Raw genomic sequence first — 14,615 nt, forward strand, 5'->3', positions numbered from 1 at the left:
AACCTCCGGCCGCATTTGGCCAGAGGTCGTCACTACTCTTATCCTTTTAGCAAATAGCTGTTGCCGTCTTCATCCTGAAAAGTCGCATAGGTCCCCCACTGCATCTTGTTCAGTTCTCCTTGAAAAACAACACCGTTCGCGCGCATCGTTTCGTACGTTTGTTCAATTTCTGTACATTCAAAAACGATCGAGGCTTTTTGTTCCTGCCAGTTGCTCATCATACTTTTCGGATAGAGTACCAAAGCAGTCTGGGCACCTGCTGGTCCTACCTCCAGCCAACTGCTGTTTGGTCCCATCGGGTGCTCTTGCTTGACTTCAAATCCAACCTTTTCTGTCCAGAACACTTTTGCGCGTTGCTGATCTTCTACGTAGACAGCTACGGTTGCCATTTTGGTAATCATAATATCCTCCTTGCTAGCTCGAACCTTATCCTCCTATTGTAACCGAAAAAAAGTTAACTTATCGCTATTAACAAACCCAAATGTTTACAATGGTTGCGTGTAATTTTATATTTAATTACGAAATGTAAGAAACAAAACATTGAATAAGCTTCTCCCTTTCAATGCATCATGTTAGTGTAAAAACAAGTTGCAGGAGGAATGCAGAGTGAGTAAGGATTTTATTGCAGCCGTAAAAGACAGACGAACGTACTACGGGATCAGCAAGGAAAATGTAGTATCTGATGAGCGTATTAAAGAAATCGTGCAGGAAGCAGTAAAGTACACACCATCCGCATTCAACTCCCAAAGCGCTCGCGTTGTTGTCCTCTTGGGTGCGGAGCACGATAAGCTGTGGAACATTACCAAAGAAACGCTGCGTAAAATCGTTCCCGCTGAAAATTTCGGAGCCACCGAAGAAAAAATGAACTCGTTCGGTAGCGGCTACGGCACTGTTCTTTTCTTTGAAAACCAAAGCGTCGTCCAAAACCTCATGCAGCAATTCGAAGCCTACAAAGATAATTTCCCGATTTGGTCCGAGCAATCTTCTGGAATGCTTCAGTATGTTGTGTGGACTGCATTGGAAATCGAGGGCTTCGGTGCTTCCTTGCAGCATTACAATCCACTCATCGATGAAGAAGTCCAACAAACGTGGAAAATCCCTAGCGAATGGAAGCTGCGAGCACAGATGCCTTTTGGCAAACCAACCGCTCAACCAGGTGAAAAACAATTCCAGCCGTTGGATGAGAGAGTGAAGTTCTTTTCCTAAGTAACATTTTATTGAATGTTTATAATGGACGGCTCGGAATTTCATTTTTGGGCCGTCCTTTCACTTATTGAGCGATTGCTTTCCTCTTTGGTCTGTGATAATATTACCTTAAACAAAAGATTCTTATTTAAAGCGTTCACATATTGTAAAGGGTTTACATTTATGTTTGAACCTTTTACAATGTGTGAATTTTATTTTATCCATAAATAAAAGTTACATATTCATTTTATTTTGTTGGAGGTAACACCCATGCAAACAGGTACAGTTAAATGGTTCAACGCAGAAAAAGGTTATGGCTTCATCGCAGTTGAAGGCGGAAACGATGTATTCGTTCACTTCAGCGCAATCCAAGGCGAAGGTTTCAAAACCCTCGAAGAAGGCCAACGCGTTGAATTCAACGTGGTTGAAGGCAACCGTGGACCACAAGCTGAGAACGTAGTAAAACTGTAAATTACACATAAAGCTGCCCTTGCGAATAACAAGGGCGGCTTTTTTTTCCAGTCCTTTTTCCTCACATATTTCGTTCTTTGTTCCTAAAGGGCAGTTGACATTAGCCATGCCTCCCCATATAATCTCTTTATAATGCAGAGTAAAGCAACGGCGCTTTCTAGCATAAAATATTCAGAATGTACACAATGGAATAAACGTGACAAGTATTTTCCGTTTATTTTTAGCAAGCTATGAAAGCGGTTCCAGCTGGCTGTTATTGCCATTACCTGTAAACAAGTTCATACAAAGTAAGCAAAGGCGCTTAGGGTATATCTCATTCATTCAGGAGATCCTAAGTGCTTTTATTGTTTACATCCGCAAAAAGGTGGGATATCCATGGAGCACATTGGAAGCGTCATTATTTACATCATCATGTTATGTGCAGTAATTGGTGCCATTGCCGCGATTCGCAACAGCGATGAGGGTCTCGGTAAGGAGTTCATGGAAGGGATTCACTCAACAGGTTACATCTTCGTTCCTGCTGCCGGTATTATGGCGTCCCTCCCGTACATCTCTTGGTTCGTAGAAAAAGCGGTATCACCCATCTTCAACAAAATTGGAGCAGATCCTGCGATTGCGGCAACTGCGATTCTCGCATCTGACATGGGTGGCTATCAGTTGGCTAACCTCCTGAAAACCTCCACGGAAGGTTGGGTTATGGCGATGATCGTCGGTCTGATGGCCGGTGCTACGATCGTGTTCTCCATCCCAATGGGACTTGCTATGTTGGACAAGCGCGACCATAAATACATGGCGCTTGGCGTAATGTCCGGTATTTTGACAGTTCCGATTGGTGCTTTTATCTCCAGCGCTATTCTTGTTTTGACAAATGCAGAGGTTCGCAATGAAATCTCGACGAACGCTGAATCGACTTATGCCTTTGCTATTGGCTTCGGACAGGTACTTCTGAACCTTTCACCGATTTTGTTCTTTGTATTAGCGATTGCTGCTGGTCTGCGCTTCCTGCCAGACCTGATGATTCGTGCCTTTATGATCTTCGGAAAAACGATGGACGCTGGTATCAAGCTCGTACTCGTTTTCTCGATCGTGCAACACTTTACTGGCATCTTTACAAAAATTTTCGGAGCTTGGGGCTTCGATCCGATTATCGCCGATCCAACCGACCAATACCGTGCGTTGGAGACCGCTGGTTACATCGGTATCATGCTCGCAGGTGCGTTCCCAATGGTTTACATGCTGCGTAAATATGCAGCGAAGCCACTCGAAGTATTGGGTAATAAGCTGGGCATGAGCCCTTCTGGTAGTGCAGGCTTGCTCGCAACGAGCGCGAACATCCTGGCGATGTTCCGTCTCATTCGTTCCATGCCGCCAAAAGACAAGGTTATCAACATTTCCTTCGGGGTTTGTTCCGCTTTCTTGCTAGGTGACCACTTGTCCTTCTCGGCAAACTTCCAACCAAACATTATCTTGCCGGTCATGCTCGGTAAATTGGGCGCAGGTATTATCGGGATTGCTTTTGCTTACTGGCTGTCCGTACCGAAAGCCCTTGAACTGGAAAAACAAGATCGTGCTGCGGGAATTATCGGTCCAGATGAGTACTTGGATAATCACAACGCTCAGGCTGAAGTTGCAGCAACCAAACAATAAAAGCTAAAGAGCGGTCCTTCGTGGGCCGCTCTTTCCTTTACACAGCTTTCTTGCTCATCTCCCAAATTTCCAATGCAGGTACCGGCTTTTTGAAGCACCCATCCATCGTTAATTCACGAGCTTCTTTTGACCACAAAAAAGGATAGATTGCGAACATTTCATCGCCTTTTAGCTTGGAAACGTCCTTCTCCCAATCCTTCCAGAAAAATGTCTCGTAAAACGTATGGATATCCCCGGTCATTGCCCAGTGCAAAAAGTCAGTATAGCCAATTTCAAGATCCTCCCACGCAAGACTGTCCGGAGCGAAATACCATATACCGCCAACCGAATCCGGAAACATTCCACCATTGATCGCAAAGAACCCTCCTATGACATCGTCTGCTACCAGCAGCATCCCGTCCAAGCCACATTGCTGATTCAAAGAAGTGATGGAACGAGGTAAATGAGGATGGCCAGACCCTAGAATCCGTAGCCAGCCTTGGTGAATCAGAATCCCGCCAGTTTCAAAAGCGACAGCACCTAGAGTTGACCTCGTCGTCACTTGTAACTCAACAAGCTGTTTTTTCCCCTTCTCCTGTTCAGATGGAAGAAGGGTAATTTTGCGCTCTGATGCTGACTGCCATTTTGTTATTTCTTCCATCGCTGAATCCTTTTCGCAGTACAATTCCTCGAAGCTTTTCATTTCAGCCTCCACTCCCAAGCTATTGGCGCGGCGCCCATAAGATGACGCTCACTCCGACCAAACAGATGATAGCGCCCACCCAATCATACAAATCGGGTGTCTTTTTATCCACCAACCATCCCCAAAAAACCGCAAGAATGATAAAAACCCCTCCATAGGCGGCATATACCCGCCCAAAGGAAGGGAAGCTTTGAAGCGTAGGAATGATTCCGTACAATACCAGGATCAGTGCCCCGACGATACCGTACCAGTATGGCTTGGACTCCTTTAGCCACAGCCATACCAAATATCCCCCGCCGATTTCCGCCAATCCCGCCAAAATAAACAATAGTATCGATGCTGTCATTCATGTCTCCTCTTTTCCTATCAAAACGAGTAAGCGCAAAGATCACGTCTATTGGCTCGCCATGACGGACGCATCCTCAAAATCTATCCTTGCTGGGCAGCCTGTGGAGAGCAGCATAGATCTCCTTTGCCCGACTCAAGTGCAGATTTCAGGCTCCCCAGAACATGAGACCAAGCCGTTTCGTGCCAGCCCCGAGCCTTTTCCCACTCCTCTCCCTCTTTCCAACCGAAATGCTCGACCAATACTTGCGTTTTCCCCTCTGCTTCAGACAAGGTGACAAGCACATAAGTCAAAGCATCCTCGTGATTCATAGTATCTGCGAATTCATCCGGTCCCTTCCATGTAAAGCCCAGGCGCTCCTTCGGTTCAAAATGGGTAATGATGCAACCTTTCGTCCCCATCTGGTCGCGATTGGCTGGATGGAAGTACAATTCGTACGCTCCGCCCAGGTACGGCTCAATCGTTGCATCAGGCGCAAACCATTGAACAAGCCGTTCCTTTCGTGTCCATGCCCACCAAACCAGCTCTATAGATGATGATACTTCTATCTCCGCTTTCAAGAAACCCATGGAATATCCCCCCAACTATTTTCCTAACAGTTTGAAAATAGCAATTTCTGTATAACCAGTCAATACAGATCACTCACTTCAACATTCACGCCCGAACGAGATTTCAAGCGTATTAATGAGTCTGAACAAGTCTGAATGGAATATTTTTTACTAAAAAGTGCAATTATGCAGTAATCGCATAAGAATGAATGCTATAATAGCTAAGTAAGTAAAAAATTTCACAATGGGGAGAGGAACGATGGAACAACCACTTGCAAAATCGGCTCATCAGAAATTACCCATTGGAAAATTGCTCAAGAGGATCTTCGGTATCCTGATTGGTGCTTCCCTGTTCTCGGTAGCGCTCGAGATTTTTCTCGTACCGAACAATATTATCGACGGTGGAATCGTAGGTATCTCGATCATTACCTCGCATCTGTCTGGAATCCCTCTTGGCGTTTTCCTGTTTGTGCTTAACTTGCCCTTCTTGATCATAGGGTACAAGCAAATCGGAAAAACGTTTGCACTCTCAACCCTCTTCGGGGTTACGATCATGTCAATCGGAACGACACTCCTTCACCCTGTCGAAGGGCTAACGGATGATCCCCTGCTTGCAGCTGTTTTTGGCGGCATCCTTCTCGGGATTGGTGTAGGACTCGTTCTCCGTTATGGAGGCTCTCTGGACGGTACAGAGATCGTCGCTGTACTGCTTAACAAGAAATCTCCGTTCTCCGTTGGTGAGATCGTAATGTTCATGAACTTATTCATTTTGAGCAGTGCCGGATTTGTATTCGGTTGGGATCGCGCGATGTACTCGCTGATCGCCTATTACATTGCATTCAAAATGATCGATCTGACCATCGAAGGCTTCCAGGAGTCGAAAGCGGTATGGATCATTAGCGACAATCACAAGGATTTGGGAGATGCGATTGTTGCTCGTCTGGGCCGTGGCGTTACCTATTTGAATGGGGAAGGCGGCTATACCGGAGACGACAAGAAAGTGATTTTCTGCATCATTACGCGTTTGGAAGAAGCCAAGCTGAAGCTGATCGTGGAAGAAGTGGACCCGAATGCCTTCCTGGCTGTCGGCAATATTCACGATGTGCGCGGTGGGCAGTTTAAGAAGAAAGCGATTCATTAAACGAAAAAAATGTACCCTATAGAGTGGGCGTTGGGGAACGTCTGTCTATAGGGTATTTTTTGTATGTTAATAATTTATCGTAATATTTTCAAAGACTTTCTTTTGTCTATCTGACTTATTGTTTTTTACATTGATTTCATAATGATGGGATTTATAATAATCGTATTTTTTATACTGTTTATCGCTGGGAATTGAAAAGAACCAAGCAATTGATATCAATGGTATAAAATTACTTGGTGCGATTAATGGTTATATTCTCATCTGGCAATGCTAACAATTTTTTCAATAACAACATCTCTTGGAATGTACCCACCATTAAAACACCAGGTATTTTTTTTAGTAGACTTGATGCCCCTTGTAAGGTAAGGTTTAATGCACTGCGTAAATTTTTTAGAATTTGGGCTTTATTCTCCACAGGCTTCAGAACGAAAAATTCCCATTCTCCCTCTTGTTCTAGAATTGCTTTTCTTACTTCATTTGGAGTAGGGTCCCCCCAATCATCACTTACAACTTCATTTCCGCATTTTGTACAACTGTAGGCTTCACTCCAAGCAATTGTATCGTTTACTATATATTGTTTTACGTGTATATCGACTTTTTCTCCACAACTAGCGCATATGTCTCTCATTACAGCCATTTCATTTAACATATCCTTTCATTTATCTAGCCAAAGCCTCTGCCTAATTTCGTCTAGCAGTTCCAGTACGGTTTACATATGCGATATCGAGATACGGTTGCTTCGAATGATATGCCTCATACAATCTATTTGCATATAATTTATATGAGTCGCCATTAATGATAGTCGCAATGACGGATTGAATCAGGGCCTTCTTGATGTACCTTGGCTGATAAAGTCTCAGGAAGAAATGAACCTTTTCTCGTATCGTATAGTCAATATAACCCGATGACCCGCCAATAAACATACTGGAACCGAGACTCAATGTTGTTTGGCCTCCCGTCATGGGGATAACTGCTCCTCCACCGATCCCCGCGGCTGGACCAAATATAGCTCCGCATATCGTACCAATCACGGCTCCTTGTGTGGCGCTTTTTAAATTGTTGAAAGGACTGTTCGGATTGTTGTACAGCCCGTCACTTTCGCCTGTTGACCCGCCACATCGGGAAAGTACAGGCTGACTTACGTGCTCACCTGAGGCATGTAAAAAGGCTCATTCCTCCCTATTATTTAAGTTGGAATAAACCTTTGAAATTTTATCAATCGTATATTGTTATGATTTACTATGGATTTTCCCCACTCGTTAATTTACTTGGAAAAGTCGGTACACAACTGGGCTATCTATGTTATAGAGTGTAACTTTACTGAATATCCCCCACCAAGTTTGTATTAACCGATCACTTCTCACTAATATGGCCAGTCCGGTCTAATATTGTATATCAAATGGTTTGTATCTAGGAGTTCTTTTATTTCTGATACTTGGTTTGCTTTTCCTTTAAAAATAAGTGGTTCATCTTGCATCAAAGTGGCTCTTGTACTCAAAAAATTCTTCCCAGAAATTTTTGAAACAACCTTTATATGCTCTGAATCTTTAGGATTTCCGTTCTTTAAATAAACATAAAAATCCGTTTCATCTAGTAAAATTGGAGAAATCCTCGTTGATACTACTGACCAAGAACAGTTTGGACAAATCATACCAATAGTACTATCACCCTGTAGTTTTTGAAGAACAGCACCACATTTCTCACATGTAAACATACTTCTCAATCACTCCCAACTAATTATTTGTATCCTGGTTTAAATGTCGTGAACTTCCCTGTCTTACTCAAATCCGGCAAGTTGGGATTTAATACCATTCTAGGAGCAACAACTATCGTTCCATCTGGATATGCCCAAATTGTATTATTGGGAGCTTTTACTTCTACATTAAGTTTATTTGCAAGATTCTGTGCAAAGCCTTGATAGCTCATACCAGTTTCACACGAAAGCAATCTAATATTCTGACCTTTATATCCTGGAGATTGTTGTATGAGACGGGCGGCAACTCTATGATCAACCAGTATAGTTCCTCGTGATGTCTGTATTTGTATTTTTTTAGGGGAACCATGAGCGATTACATCAAAGAAGCCATCTGGATCAATATCCTTTCTATTTGACACGTTATTAAAATACCTAAAATCAGGACTCTCAAATATTGCCTGTCCGGCAGATACACCACCAGCATCACTCGGCACCTCGCTCTTCGGCGCAGCTCCGCCTTTGCCCATTCCCTTAATCTTGCTAAGTCCTTGCGATAGCCAGGACGCTCCAAGCGTGAAGCCACCTCCTAGCACAGCTCCAAACGCAAAAGATTCTAATGCTTTGCCTGCATCCGGAGTCCGCCCATCCCACAGTTCACGTCCCACATAGTCAATATAACCCGATGACCCGCCAATAAACATACCGGAGCCAAGACTCAATGTTGTTTGGCCTCCCGTCATGGGGATAACCGCTCCTCCGCCTATCCCTGCGGCCGGACCAAATATGGCTCCGCATATCGCACCGATCACGGCTCCTTGTGCGGCGCTCTTTCCGTAATCGTAAAGACTGCTCATCTTTCCGTTTGCAATATCGGATGAGGCGGTCGCGACAACTCCTCCAATCGCTCCGAGGGCTGCCCCTACCGCTGCTGCCCCAATAACTGCACCAGCGCCAAACGTGGCTACCGACAATGCCACAAACCCTACTATCGCTACAGCAGCTACCACGCCTACTAACAGCTTCCCCCAGTTAAACGGCGGATCAGGCGGTGGTGGCGTTCCTTTCTGCGGTTCATCGTTATATGGCGGAAACGTCGTTCTGTCTCGTCCTTCCGCCTGAACCACAGCCCCGAGAAAGTGGTATTCACTCTCGATTGTAAACCCGCTCTTCGCACGGGTCTTCTTGGCGAAAAACTGGCTTTGCGCCTGAATCACGATTCGCTTCGGAGTATACAGCGAAATCTCTTCCTTGGCGTTCATCACCAGCTTTTTGTGGCTAGTCATGGTAATCCCGACTTTGTCGTCAAAGGTCAGCTTCAACGGCTCCTTGTTGCCGCTAACGATGTTAATCGCAGTAGGCGACAGCTCCAGCTCGCTTCCGTGCTCCGTGCCAAAGTACCGAATGTTCGGGTTGCTTGTCTTCGCACAGCTGTCCCCGTTTTTGCGCACGCTGCCCAGCACCATTGCCTGTTTGCCCGTCGCATCGGGAAAGTACAGGCTGGCTTGCGTTCCCACCTGTGGCATGCAGTACATCATATTACCTGTTGGCGGGGCGAAAGGGACCCAACATGCCGTGTCCTTTGACTGTTCTTTGTCAATGTCCAGATGAAGCTTGACCTGCTCTCCCTTTACCGCGAGCACCTTGCCTTCCAGAGAGACTCCGGAGAGCTTCGAATTATGGATTCTCTCCTGCCGAATGCCGTCCAGCCGGGACAAACGATAGGTATAGCGAAAGAGCCCCTGCTGCATACGGGCGCTCACTGCACTGACAACCATCCGCTTGTTGCGAAACTGGATTTCATCCCCGATCGCGTACCGCTCGCCGGACTCGATCTCATAGGTGAAAAAATCCGTATCGTGCAAGTCCGCCGCATCGCCACCCGCTTTTTGGTAGGCCAGCAAATCCTTGCTCGCCGTATACGACACATCGTCCGGCAGGGTGTAGCTTTTTCCGTATGTCAGTCCGAAAGAAAACCGCGGTGTTGCCTCCATGATATCACTGACGAGAACACCATGAAAATGGCTAGCCAACCGCTTAAGCAGTTCCCAATCCGTTTCATCGTACTGGATGATCACTTCTCCGATCTTGACCCCATCGCCGATGCTGTTGATCATGTTGTGACCCGGATAGCTCTTGATCACCTCTTGCACCAGCTTGGGATATGTCATGTCGATCTGCTGAAAGGAACGGCGCTTTTTCTTGATGTCCAACTGAAAACTGCCGGACAGCCCTTCCAGCTCTATGGTGTACACCCCTTGGGTGTTGGTGATCTGGACGGAGGTCACCAAGCCCTTGAAGATAGTAGCTTCGGTCTCGCCGTCGCTTTCATACAGATGAATTTCATCTTCTGAGGCAGCCTGCAGCACAGCGTTTACCTTCTCACTGTCGTCCACGATACCGCGCAGGTGCAGCCACGCGTGTTCATTCGGCCTCCATTCCAGCTGTATGTCTTCGATTTGTTTGATCCGGTAAGGTGCTGTTACCCGGATCCGCTCATACCCTGTCATAGCTCGCCCGCCTCCATGTCGATCTACTCGTCATGCTGTCCGTCTGAGAAGAACCTGATGACGCCATCGTATCCGCAGATTAGGAGGGAATCGGTTGTCAGAGCTGCCTTGCCTGCCACTTTTGTATCGTCTTTCACCTTGATCCAAGGAGCGCAGATCGTTGGGGTGCAGGGCTTGCCGGATATGTTCTGCCCGTCTTCTGCAATCAGATAGATAATGGAATTATTTTGATTGGTTGGACTCTGGCAAATGCCAAAATGCGCGATGTTCTCTACTGGTTTGTAATCCTCTATGTTCATCATTGGTTTTTCGTTCACATACGAGCCGTGGCTGACAGGCAGGTTAATCCTCCTCTGATGGCTGCCGCAATTGCAGCGCATTTTTGCCCCTCTCACCACATAGCGTGGTCCTTCCTGCATCATCGACCCTCCTCTATTCAACCGGCACTCGTTCCAGCCGGATTCCAGTCAAATCCCGCCGCAGGATGCTCTCGGCCACATCCAGGCGCACAACGATCAGCGGTTTTTCGCTCTCTTTGATCCGGAAAATCTTTTTCCCGTGCATATTTTCTTCCTTCAGCACCAGCTTTTTAATCTGGCTGTTACCTCGATGAAACTCGGCGTGAGTGCTAACTACTTCCACTTCATCAAAGATGGGGAGGTAATAGTTTTTTTGCAGATGGCGGGAGAGATCAATCAGAGGAGTCAACTTAAACAGGGTGTCTGGTTCGTACGCTTCTACCAATCGCTTCAGCTTGTCCGACAGCAGAAACAGCGGGTATTCAAGGATGTCGAGAAAGCTGCTCTCCGCTTCCGACTTGATCTGAAGGATCAGCGGGTCCGCGATTTTATGGGCGCGCACACGGTGAATATCACGAGTATCTATTTTCTTGCGTACATCCAGGAACATCGGCACATCCGTATATCGTTCATCTTGTTTCAGCAAAAAGTAATCCATGTTTACGCACCTGCTCCACTGGTTTCCTCGTTCACCGAGTCAGGATTCTGGTACAGAACTTCGCATTGATCCCGATATTCTCCGGCAAACAGGCAAATCTTCGGGGATTTGGTCATCTGACGGTATCCTGGGCTTTCCAAGAGCACAGGCACCATACTTCTCATAAATTCCACTGCCAGCAGGTGATACTTGATGGCTTCCATCTGCTTGATCCTCTCGATATCCATCGATGTTATCTTCCTGGCATAGGCAGACTTTATCTTCTCAAGCTTCTTCACCCGTTCGAACAACGGGGCAAAGATAAAGTAAGCGTCCCACAGCACGGAACATTCCGTCCGATCCAAAAACCAGTTTTCATCATATGCGTCTATACGGTACGTGGCGCAGTTCTCCATGATACCAGTCCGCAGATAAGAGACGTAAATGGTGTGGATCTCCCCCTTGCTCCCCTGTTGCTGCTGCATGAATGCCTGCGTGCACAGTTCATCAAACGTGTCGCAAAAGCTACTCTCGATGTGATCCTTCTGCTCGTTGTACCGCTGGTCAATCTCGATCAGATCGTACTGCCAGCGATCCAACACATGATTCTGCAAAAAATCCTGCATCGCCGCCTGCTTGTCCATCAGCTTGCTCATTTGATATGTACCTTCGCTCCGCTCAAGGTCACATCGTCTATGATGCTCAGGGTGGCATCTGCCTGCTTCATGTCCACGCCTGCTTCTCCATGAATGACCACCTTATCGCCCCCTGTGATTTCAATATCCTCCTTGGCTGTCAAGATGATTTTCTTGTCGCTGTTGATCTCGATACCACCTTCGTCTGTCAGACGCATCAACAGCTTACCATTGCCGATAATCTCGATCGCTCCTGGCTGGAAGATAATCTGCTTGCCGTATTTGGTGCTGATGCTTTTGACGGAGGGGTCGCTGCGCTTTTTGGGATCGGAGGATTCAAGATTCACCGAGCTTGCGGCAATCGCATTTTCTTCCTTTGCATCGGGAAAATACAGGCGAACCTCATCCCCGATCTCCGGCATACAATACCAGCCGCTGCCGTCGGGGGACGAGTACACAGTGGAATAAGGAAACCAAATCGCCTCACCGACAGGTTGTTTTTCATCGATAGACAGATGTACTTTTACTGTGTCTTTAGAGACATCCAAAATCTTTCCGAATAGAGAGGAGCCAGCCAACTCTGTGGGAAAAAGAGTGAAACATCCTAAACCTTTTTGATCGCGCAAGACGTAGTGGTTGACCAAAATCCCGTGTTCGATTCGAGTCTCGGCTCTATAGACGTAAAGAGTACGCCTCTGAAACGTAACCGGACTACACAAATCCAGTATTTTGTTGCTGGTAACTTCATAACTAATCGTGTTTTGCTCACTGATGCCTTGCTTGTCGTTTTCCGATTTCAACCTGTATTCCATCAAGTTCTTTTTGATGGTGTAATTGTATTCCTCAAGCTTTTGCGGTTCACCCAAATCAGGGATTCCAACAAAATACCTCAGTCCTTTTGGTGTGCAGACAGGCACCAGTGGAGCGTGAAAATGAGAAGCCAGTCGCTTCGCAAACTCCCAATCTGTTTCCTTGTATTGAACTCGCAATCCCCCGATCTGCTTGCCGCCTGATGCTTCATCGACCACATCGCCCCCGGTATACTCTCCGGTGATAGAAGCAAACACGTCGCGATAGGCCAGATGCTTGTTTTGAAAGGACCGGGTTTTCTTCGCAACATCCATTTGGAAGGTTGCGCTATACGCCTCAATGGTGATACTTCTGACATCTCTGGCCGCATGAACAGACAGTTTCGTCACAATACCTTGGAACAAAATGCGTTTCCAACTGCCGTCTTGAACAAACACTTCGATTCTTTCATTCTCATCCGCTCGCTCGACGTACTGGTCCAGCTTTTCTTCGGGCACGATTCCATTGAGAGTCAGTTTGATATGATCGTTCACCTGTTTAATCAGACTCAACTGAGTTATCTTTTCGAATTGATAGGGCGAAATATAGATGTTCGCATACGTAAGGACGGATTGGCTCATCCTTGCTACTCTCCTTTATCCTCTTCTGTGACGCTTAGTGTCCGTATGACTTGAAAGGCAATCTCCCGCCACTCTTCATATTTGGCATAAGGGCAGCAAAAAGTACCCATGGCCATTTTCCCTTCAAATGCAAAGAAAAACATGAGGTGATAAAGAAAACCATCTAGTGCGGGACTTTTAAATTCGAAGTAGCCGACCTGTTTTTCCGCTACGACTTCTACTCCGTCTGTATAGAAGACATTTGCCGGATTCGCTTGTTTGATCATGGCTTTCATCCCGTCCGTCAGCTGCTTGACCCACTGGTCCTGCAAATCTTGATCGACCCGGTTCAACGTGAAATTGATGCTGCCAGTCTCGTCGCTTTTGATGATCTGCGGCCGCTGTTCGTAAGGATATTTGAGCGCCCGTTGCTGTTCGGGCATGTCTTCAAAATCTTTGGGAATAAACATGTGTACTTTGTTCTCCCAGAATGCCTGCTGCTCAAACTCGTAAAAGCGGTTCCCCACCCTGACTGGACCCGCGCTAATGTTATTGGGAACATTCGCTTTTTCTGCTTGATTCAATACTGCTAGTATTTTTTCATCCATATATTCCATTGATCGTTCCGCCTTTATCTTTAGAGATTTTACCACATTATACCAATAATTCCTTTTATCTATATCGGAATATTTAATAGGTATTTTTACAAAAAATAGTAAGTTGATGGTGGACAGTCCGAAAAAACAAAATAACCCAAACGAGTACAGACTGCTCGTTTGGGGTCGCCAAATATATACCATATGTTTCCACAACCTAAAAAATAGAGTACGATACTCGTATATCTCAAGGAAAAAGGAGGGTTTCTCAGTGAATCAAGCATTCTCGATAGAGCGAGTTCCTTTTGAACAGAAGCACGCTCTCAAGCAACTGTTGGAGCTGTATACGTACGACTTCACTGAGTTTGAGCCTTTCGAAGTAGATGACGACGGCTTGTTTGGCTATGACTACTTTGAGAAGTATTGGGTCGAACCAGAACGTCATCCCTTTTTCATCAAGGTTAATGGTAAGCTGGCTGGTTTTGTCCTCGTCCGCCTGCTCACAAGCACTAATCCAGATTTTCCATCAATCTACTCCATTGCTGAATTTTTTATCATGAAACGCTACCGTCGGCTGGGGATCGGAAAAGCGGTGTCTCATCAAATCTTCAAAATGTTCCCGGGCGCCTGGGAAGTCTTTCAATTGGAAAACAACGTGCCTGCCATCGGCTTTTGGCGTGCCAGCATCCGCGATTACACAGCCAATCACTATCAAGAGCGACAAGAGGATGGCAAAGTCATACAAACGTTCATTTCGAGACCATAGCAGAAAAAACCAAGGGACAACACAAATCCCTTGGCTTTTTTCATGAAAAC

General features: G+C 46.1%; 18 protein-coding genes. 5 read left to right on the forward strand and 13 right to left on the reverse strand.

Going from position 1 to position 14,615, the window contains the following annotated elements:
* Positions 1-38: 38 nt before the first annotated feature.
* Entirely contained in the window at positions 39-401 is a 363-nt protein-coding gene (locus C7R91_RS03715; protein ID WP_047073603.1) for a VOC family protein, read from the reverse strand.
* Between the two features lie 205 nt (positions 402-606).
* Between C7R91_RS03715 and C7R91_RS03720 the strand changes: the two genes are divergently transcribed.
* From C7R91_RS03720 to eutH, 3 genes are all read left to right on the forward strand, one after another.
* Positions 607-1,206, forward strand: a complete 600-nt coding sequence (locus tag C7R91_RS03720) for a nitroreductase family protein (RefSeq protein WP_047073601.1) — start codon at positions 607-609, stop codon at positions 1,204-1,206.
* Between the two features lie 249 nt (positions 1,207-1,455).
* A complete protein-coding gene (locus C7R91_RS03725; RefSeq protein ID WP_047073600.1) occupies positions 1,456-1,656 on the forward strand; it encodes a cold-shock protein in 201 nt (66 codons plus the stop codon).
* Between the two features lie 375 nt (positions 1,657-2,031).
* Positions 2,032-3,303, forward strand: coding sequence for an ethanolamine utilization protein EutH (eutH, locus tag C7R91_RS03730; protein ID WP_047073598.1), 1,272 nt, complete (start codon positions 2,032-2,034; stop codon positions 3,301-3,303).
* A gap of 37 nt (positions 3,304-3,340) precedes the next feature.
* Here the strand turns inward: eutH and C7R91_RS03735 are convergent, their stop codons facing one another.
* The 3 genes from C7R91_RS03735 to C7R91_RS03745 form a co-directional block, all read right to left on the reverse strand.
* Positions 3,341-3,985, reverse strand: coding sequence for a DUF2625 domain-containing protein (locus tag C7R91_RS03735; RefSeq protein WP_047073596.1), 645 nt, complete (start codon positions 3,983-3,985; stop codon positions 3,341-3,343).
* Positions 3,986-4,004: 19 nt separating this feature from the next.
* A complete protein-coding gene (locus C7R91_RS03740) occupies positions 4,005-4,331 on the reverse strand; it encodes a YnfA family protein (RefSeq protein ID WP_047073594.1) in 327 nt (108 codons plus the stop codon).
* Between the two features lie 83 nt (positions 4,332-4,414).
* The gene (locus C7R91_RS03745) at positions 4,415-4,900 is read right to left on the reverse strand and encodes an SRPBCC family protein (RefSeq protein ID WP_047073592.1); all 486 of its coding nucleotides are present in this window, start codon (positions 4,898-4,900) and stop codon (positions 4,415-4,417) included.
* 238 nt (positions 4,901-5,138) lie between these two features.
* On the opposite strand from C7R91_RS03745, the gene C7R91_RS03750 reads away from it, so the two are divergent.
* Positions 5,139-6,020 (forward strand): YitT family protein, encoded by an 882-nt coding sequence (locus tag C7R91_RS03750; protein ID WP_047073591.1) that lies wholly within the window; start codon positions 5,139-5,141, stop codon positions 6,018-6,020.
* A gap of 229 nt (positions 6,021-6,249) precedes the next feature.
* Here C7R91_RS03750 and C7R91_RS03755 read toward each other — a convergent pair whose 3' ends face one another.
* From C7R91_RS03755 to C7R91_RS03795, 9 genes are all read right to left on the reverse strand, one after another.
* Positions 6,250-6,657 carry a hypothetical protein gene (locus C7R91_RS03755; RefSeq protein WP_047073590.1) on the reverse strand — a complete coding sequence of 136 codons (408 nt, stop codon included), beginning with the start codon at positions 6,655-6,657 and terminating at the stop codon, positions 6,250-6,252.
* Positions 6,658-6,700: 43 nt separating this feature from the next.
* Positions 6,701-7,051, reverse strand: a complete 351-nt coding sequence (locus tag C7R91_RS03760) for a hypothetical protein (protein WP_141336888.1) — start codon at positions 7,049-7,051, stop codon at positions 6,701-6,703.
* A 332-nt stretch (positions 7,052-7,383) separates the two neighbouring features.
* The gene (locus C7R91_RS03765) at positions 7,384-7,734 is read right to left on the reverse strand and encodes a hypothetical protein (protein ID WP_047073588.1); all 351 of its coding nucleotides are present in this window, start codon (positions 7,732-7,734) and stop codon (positions 7,384-7,386) included.
* A 23-nt stretch (positions 7,735-7,757) separates the two neighbouring features.
* Entirely contained in the window at positions 7,758-10,223 is a 2,466-nt protein-coding gene (locus C7R91_RS03770) for a DUF8616 domain-containing protein (RefSeq protein WP_052773439.1), read from the reverse strand.
* 23 nt (positions 10,224-10,246) lie between these two features.
* Positions 10,247-10,642: a DUF4280 domain-containing protein gene (locus C7R91_RS03775; RefSeq protein ID WP_047073587.1), complete on the reverse strand. Its 396-nt coding sequence runs from the start codon at positions 10,640-10,642 to the stop codon at positions 10,247-10,249.
* A 13-nt stretch (positions 10,643-10,655) separates the two neighbouring features.
* A complete protein-coding gene (locus C7R91_RS03780; RefSeq protein ID WP_047073586.1) occupies positions 10,656-11,180 on the reverse strand; it encodes a hypothetical protein in 525 nt (174 codons plus the stop codon).
* Positions 11,181-11,182: 2 nt separating this feature from the next.
* Positions 11,183-11,815 (reverse strand): hypothetical protein, encoded by a 633-nt coding sequence (locus tag C7R91_RS03785; protein WP_047073585.1) that lies wholly within the window; start codon positions 11,813-11,815, stop codon positions 11,183-11,185.
* Entirely contained in the window at positions 11,812-13,224 is a 1,413-nt protein-coding gene (locus tag C7R91_RS03790) for a phage tail protein (RefSeq protein WP_047073583.1), read from the reverse strand. The genes C7R91_RS03785 and C7R91_RS03790 overlap by 4 nt, the downstream gene beginning before the upstream one ends.
* 5 nt (positions 13,225-13,229) lie before the next feature.
* Entirely contained in the window at positions 13,230-13,820 is a 591-nt protein-coding gene (locus C7R91_RS03795; RefSeq protein WP_047073581.1) for a hypothetical protein, read from the reverse strand.
* Between the two features lie 250 nt (positions 13,821-14,070).
* On the opposite strand from C7R91_RS03795, the gene C7R91_RS03800 reads away from it, so the two are divergent.
* Positions 14,071-14,565, forward strand: a complete 495-nt coding sequence (locus tag C7R91_RS03800; RefSeq protein ID WP_047073579.1) for a GNAT family N-acetyltransferase — start codon at positions 14,071-14,073, stop codon at positions 14,563-14,565.
* The last annotated feature ends 50 nt before the right edge of the window (positions 14,566-14,615 follow it).

The organism is Brevibacillus formosus, from assembly GCF_003013405.1.
GTDB classification, from domain to species: Bacteria; Bacillota; Bacilli; order Brevibacillales; family Brevibacillaceae; genus Brevibacillus; species Brevibacillus formosus.

Bases quoted from the DNA above. Each gene is read 5' to 3' on its own strand.
- C7R91_RS03790 (WP_047073583.1), bottom strand. From the start codon at position 13,224: ATGAGCCAATCCGTCCTTACGTATGCGAACATCTATATTTCGCCCTAT.
- eutH (WP_047073598.1), top strand. From the start codon at position 2,032: ATGGAGCACATTGGAAGCGTCATTATTTACATCATCATGTTATGTGCA.
- C7R91_RS03785 (WP_047073585.1), bottom strand. From the start codon at position 11,815: ATGAGCAAGCTGATGGACAAGCAGGCGGCGATGCAGGATTTTTTGCAG.
- C7R91_RS03735 (WP_047073596.1), bottom strand. From the start codon at position 3,985: ATGAAAAGCTTCGAGGAATTGTACTGCGAAAAGGATTCAGCGATGGAA.
- C7R91_RS03740 (WP_047073594.1), bottom strand. From the start codon at position 4,331: ATGACAGCATCGATACTATTGTTTATTTTGGCGGGATTGGCGGAAATC.
- C7R91_RS03715 (WP_047073603.1), bottom strand. From the start codon at position 401: ATGATTACCAAAATGGCAACCGTAGCTGTCTACGTAGAAGATCAGCAA.
- C7R91_RS03775 (WP_047073587.1), bottom strand. From the start codon at position 10,642: ATGCAGGAAGGACCACGCTATGTGGTGAGAGGGGCAAAAATGCGCTGC.
- C7R91_RS03750 (WP_047073591.1), top strand. From the start codon at position 5,139: ATGGAACAACCACTTGCAAAATCGGCTCATCAGAAATTACCCATTGGA.
- C7R91_RS03780 (WP_047073586.1), bottom strand. From the start codon at position 11,180: ATGGATTACTTTTTGCTGAAACAAGATGAACGATATACGGATGTGCCG.
- C7R91_RS03770 (WP_052773439.1), bottom strand. From the start codon at position 10,223: ATGACAGGGTATGAGCGGATCCGGGTAACAGCACCTTACCGGATCAAA.
- C7R91_RS03725 (WP_047073600.1), top strand. From the start codon at position 1,456: ATGCAAACAGGTACAGTTAAATGGTTCAACGCAGAAAAAGGTTATGGC.
- C7R91_RS03745 (WP_047073592.1), bottom strand. From the start codon at position 4,900: ATGGGTTTCTTGAAAGCGGAGATAGAAGTATCATCATCTATAGAGCTG.
- C7R91_RS03795 (WP_047073581.1), bottom strand. From the start codon at position 13,820: ATGGAATATATGGATGAAAAAATACTAGCAGTATTGAATCAAGCAGAA.
- C7R91_RS03755 (WP_047073590.1), bottom strand. From the start codon at position 6,657: ATGGCTGTAATGAGAGACATATGCGCTAGTTGTGGAGAAAAAGTCGAT.
- C7R91_RS03765 (WP_047073588.1), bottom strand. From the start codon at position 7,734: ATGTTTACATGTGAGAAATGTGGTGCTGTTCTTCAAAAACTACAGGGT.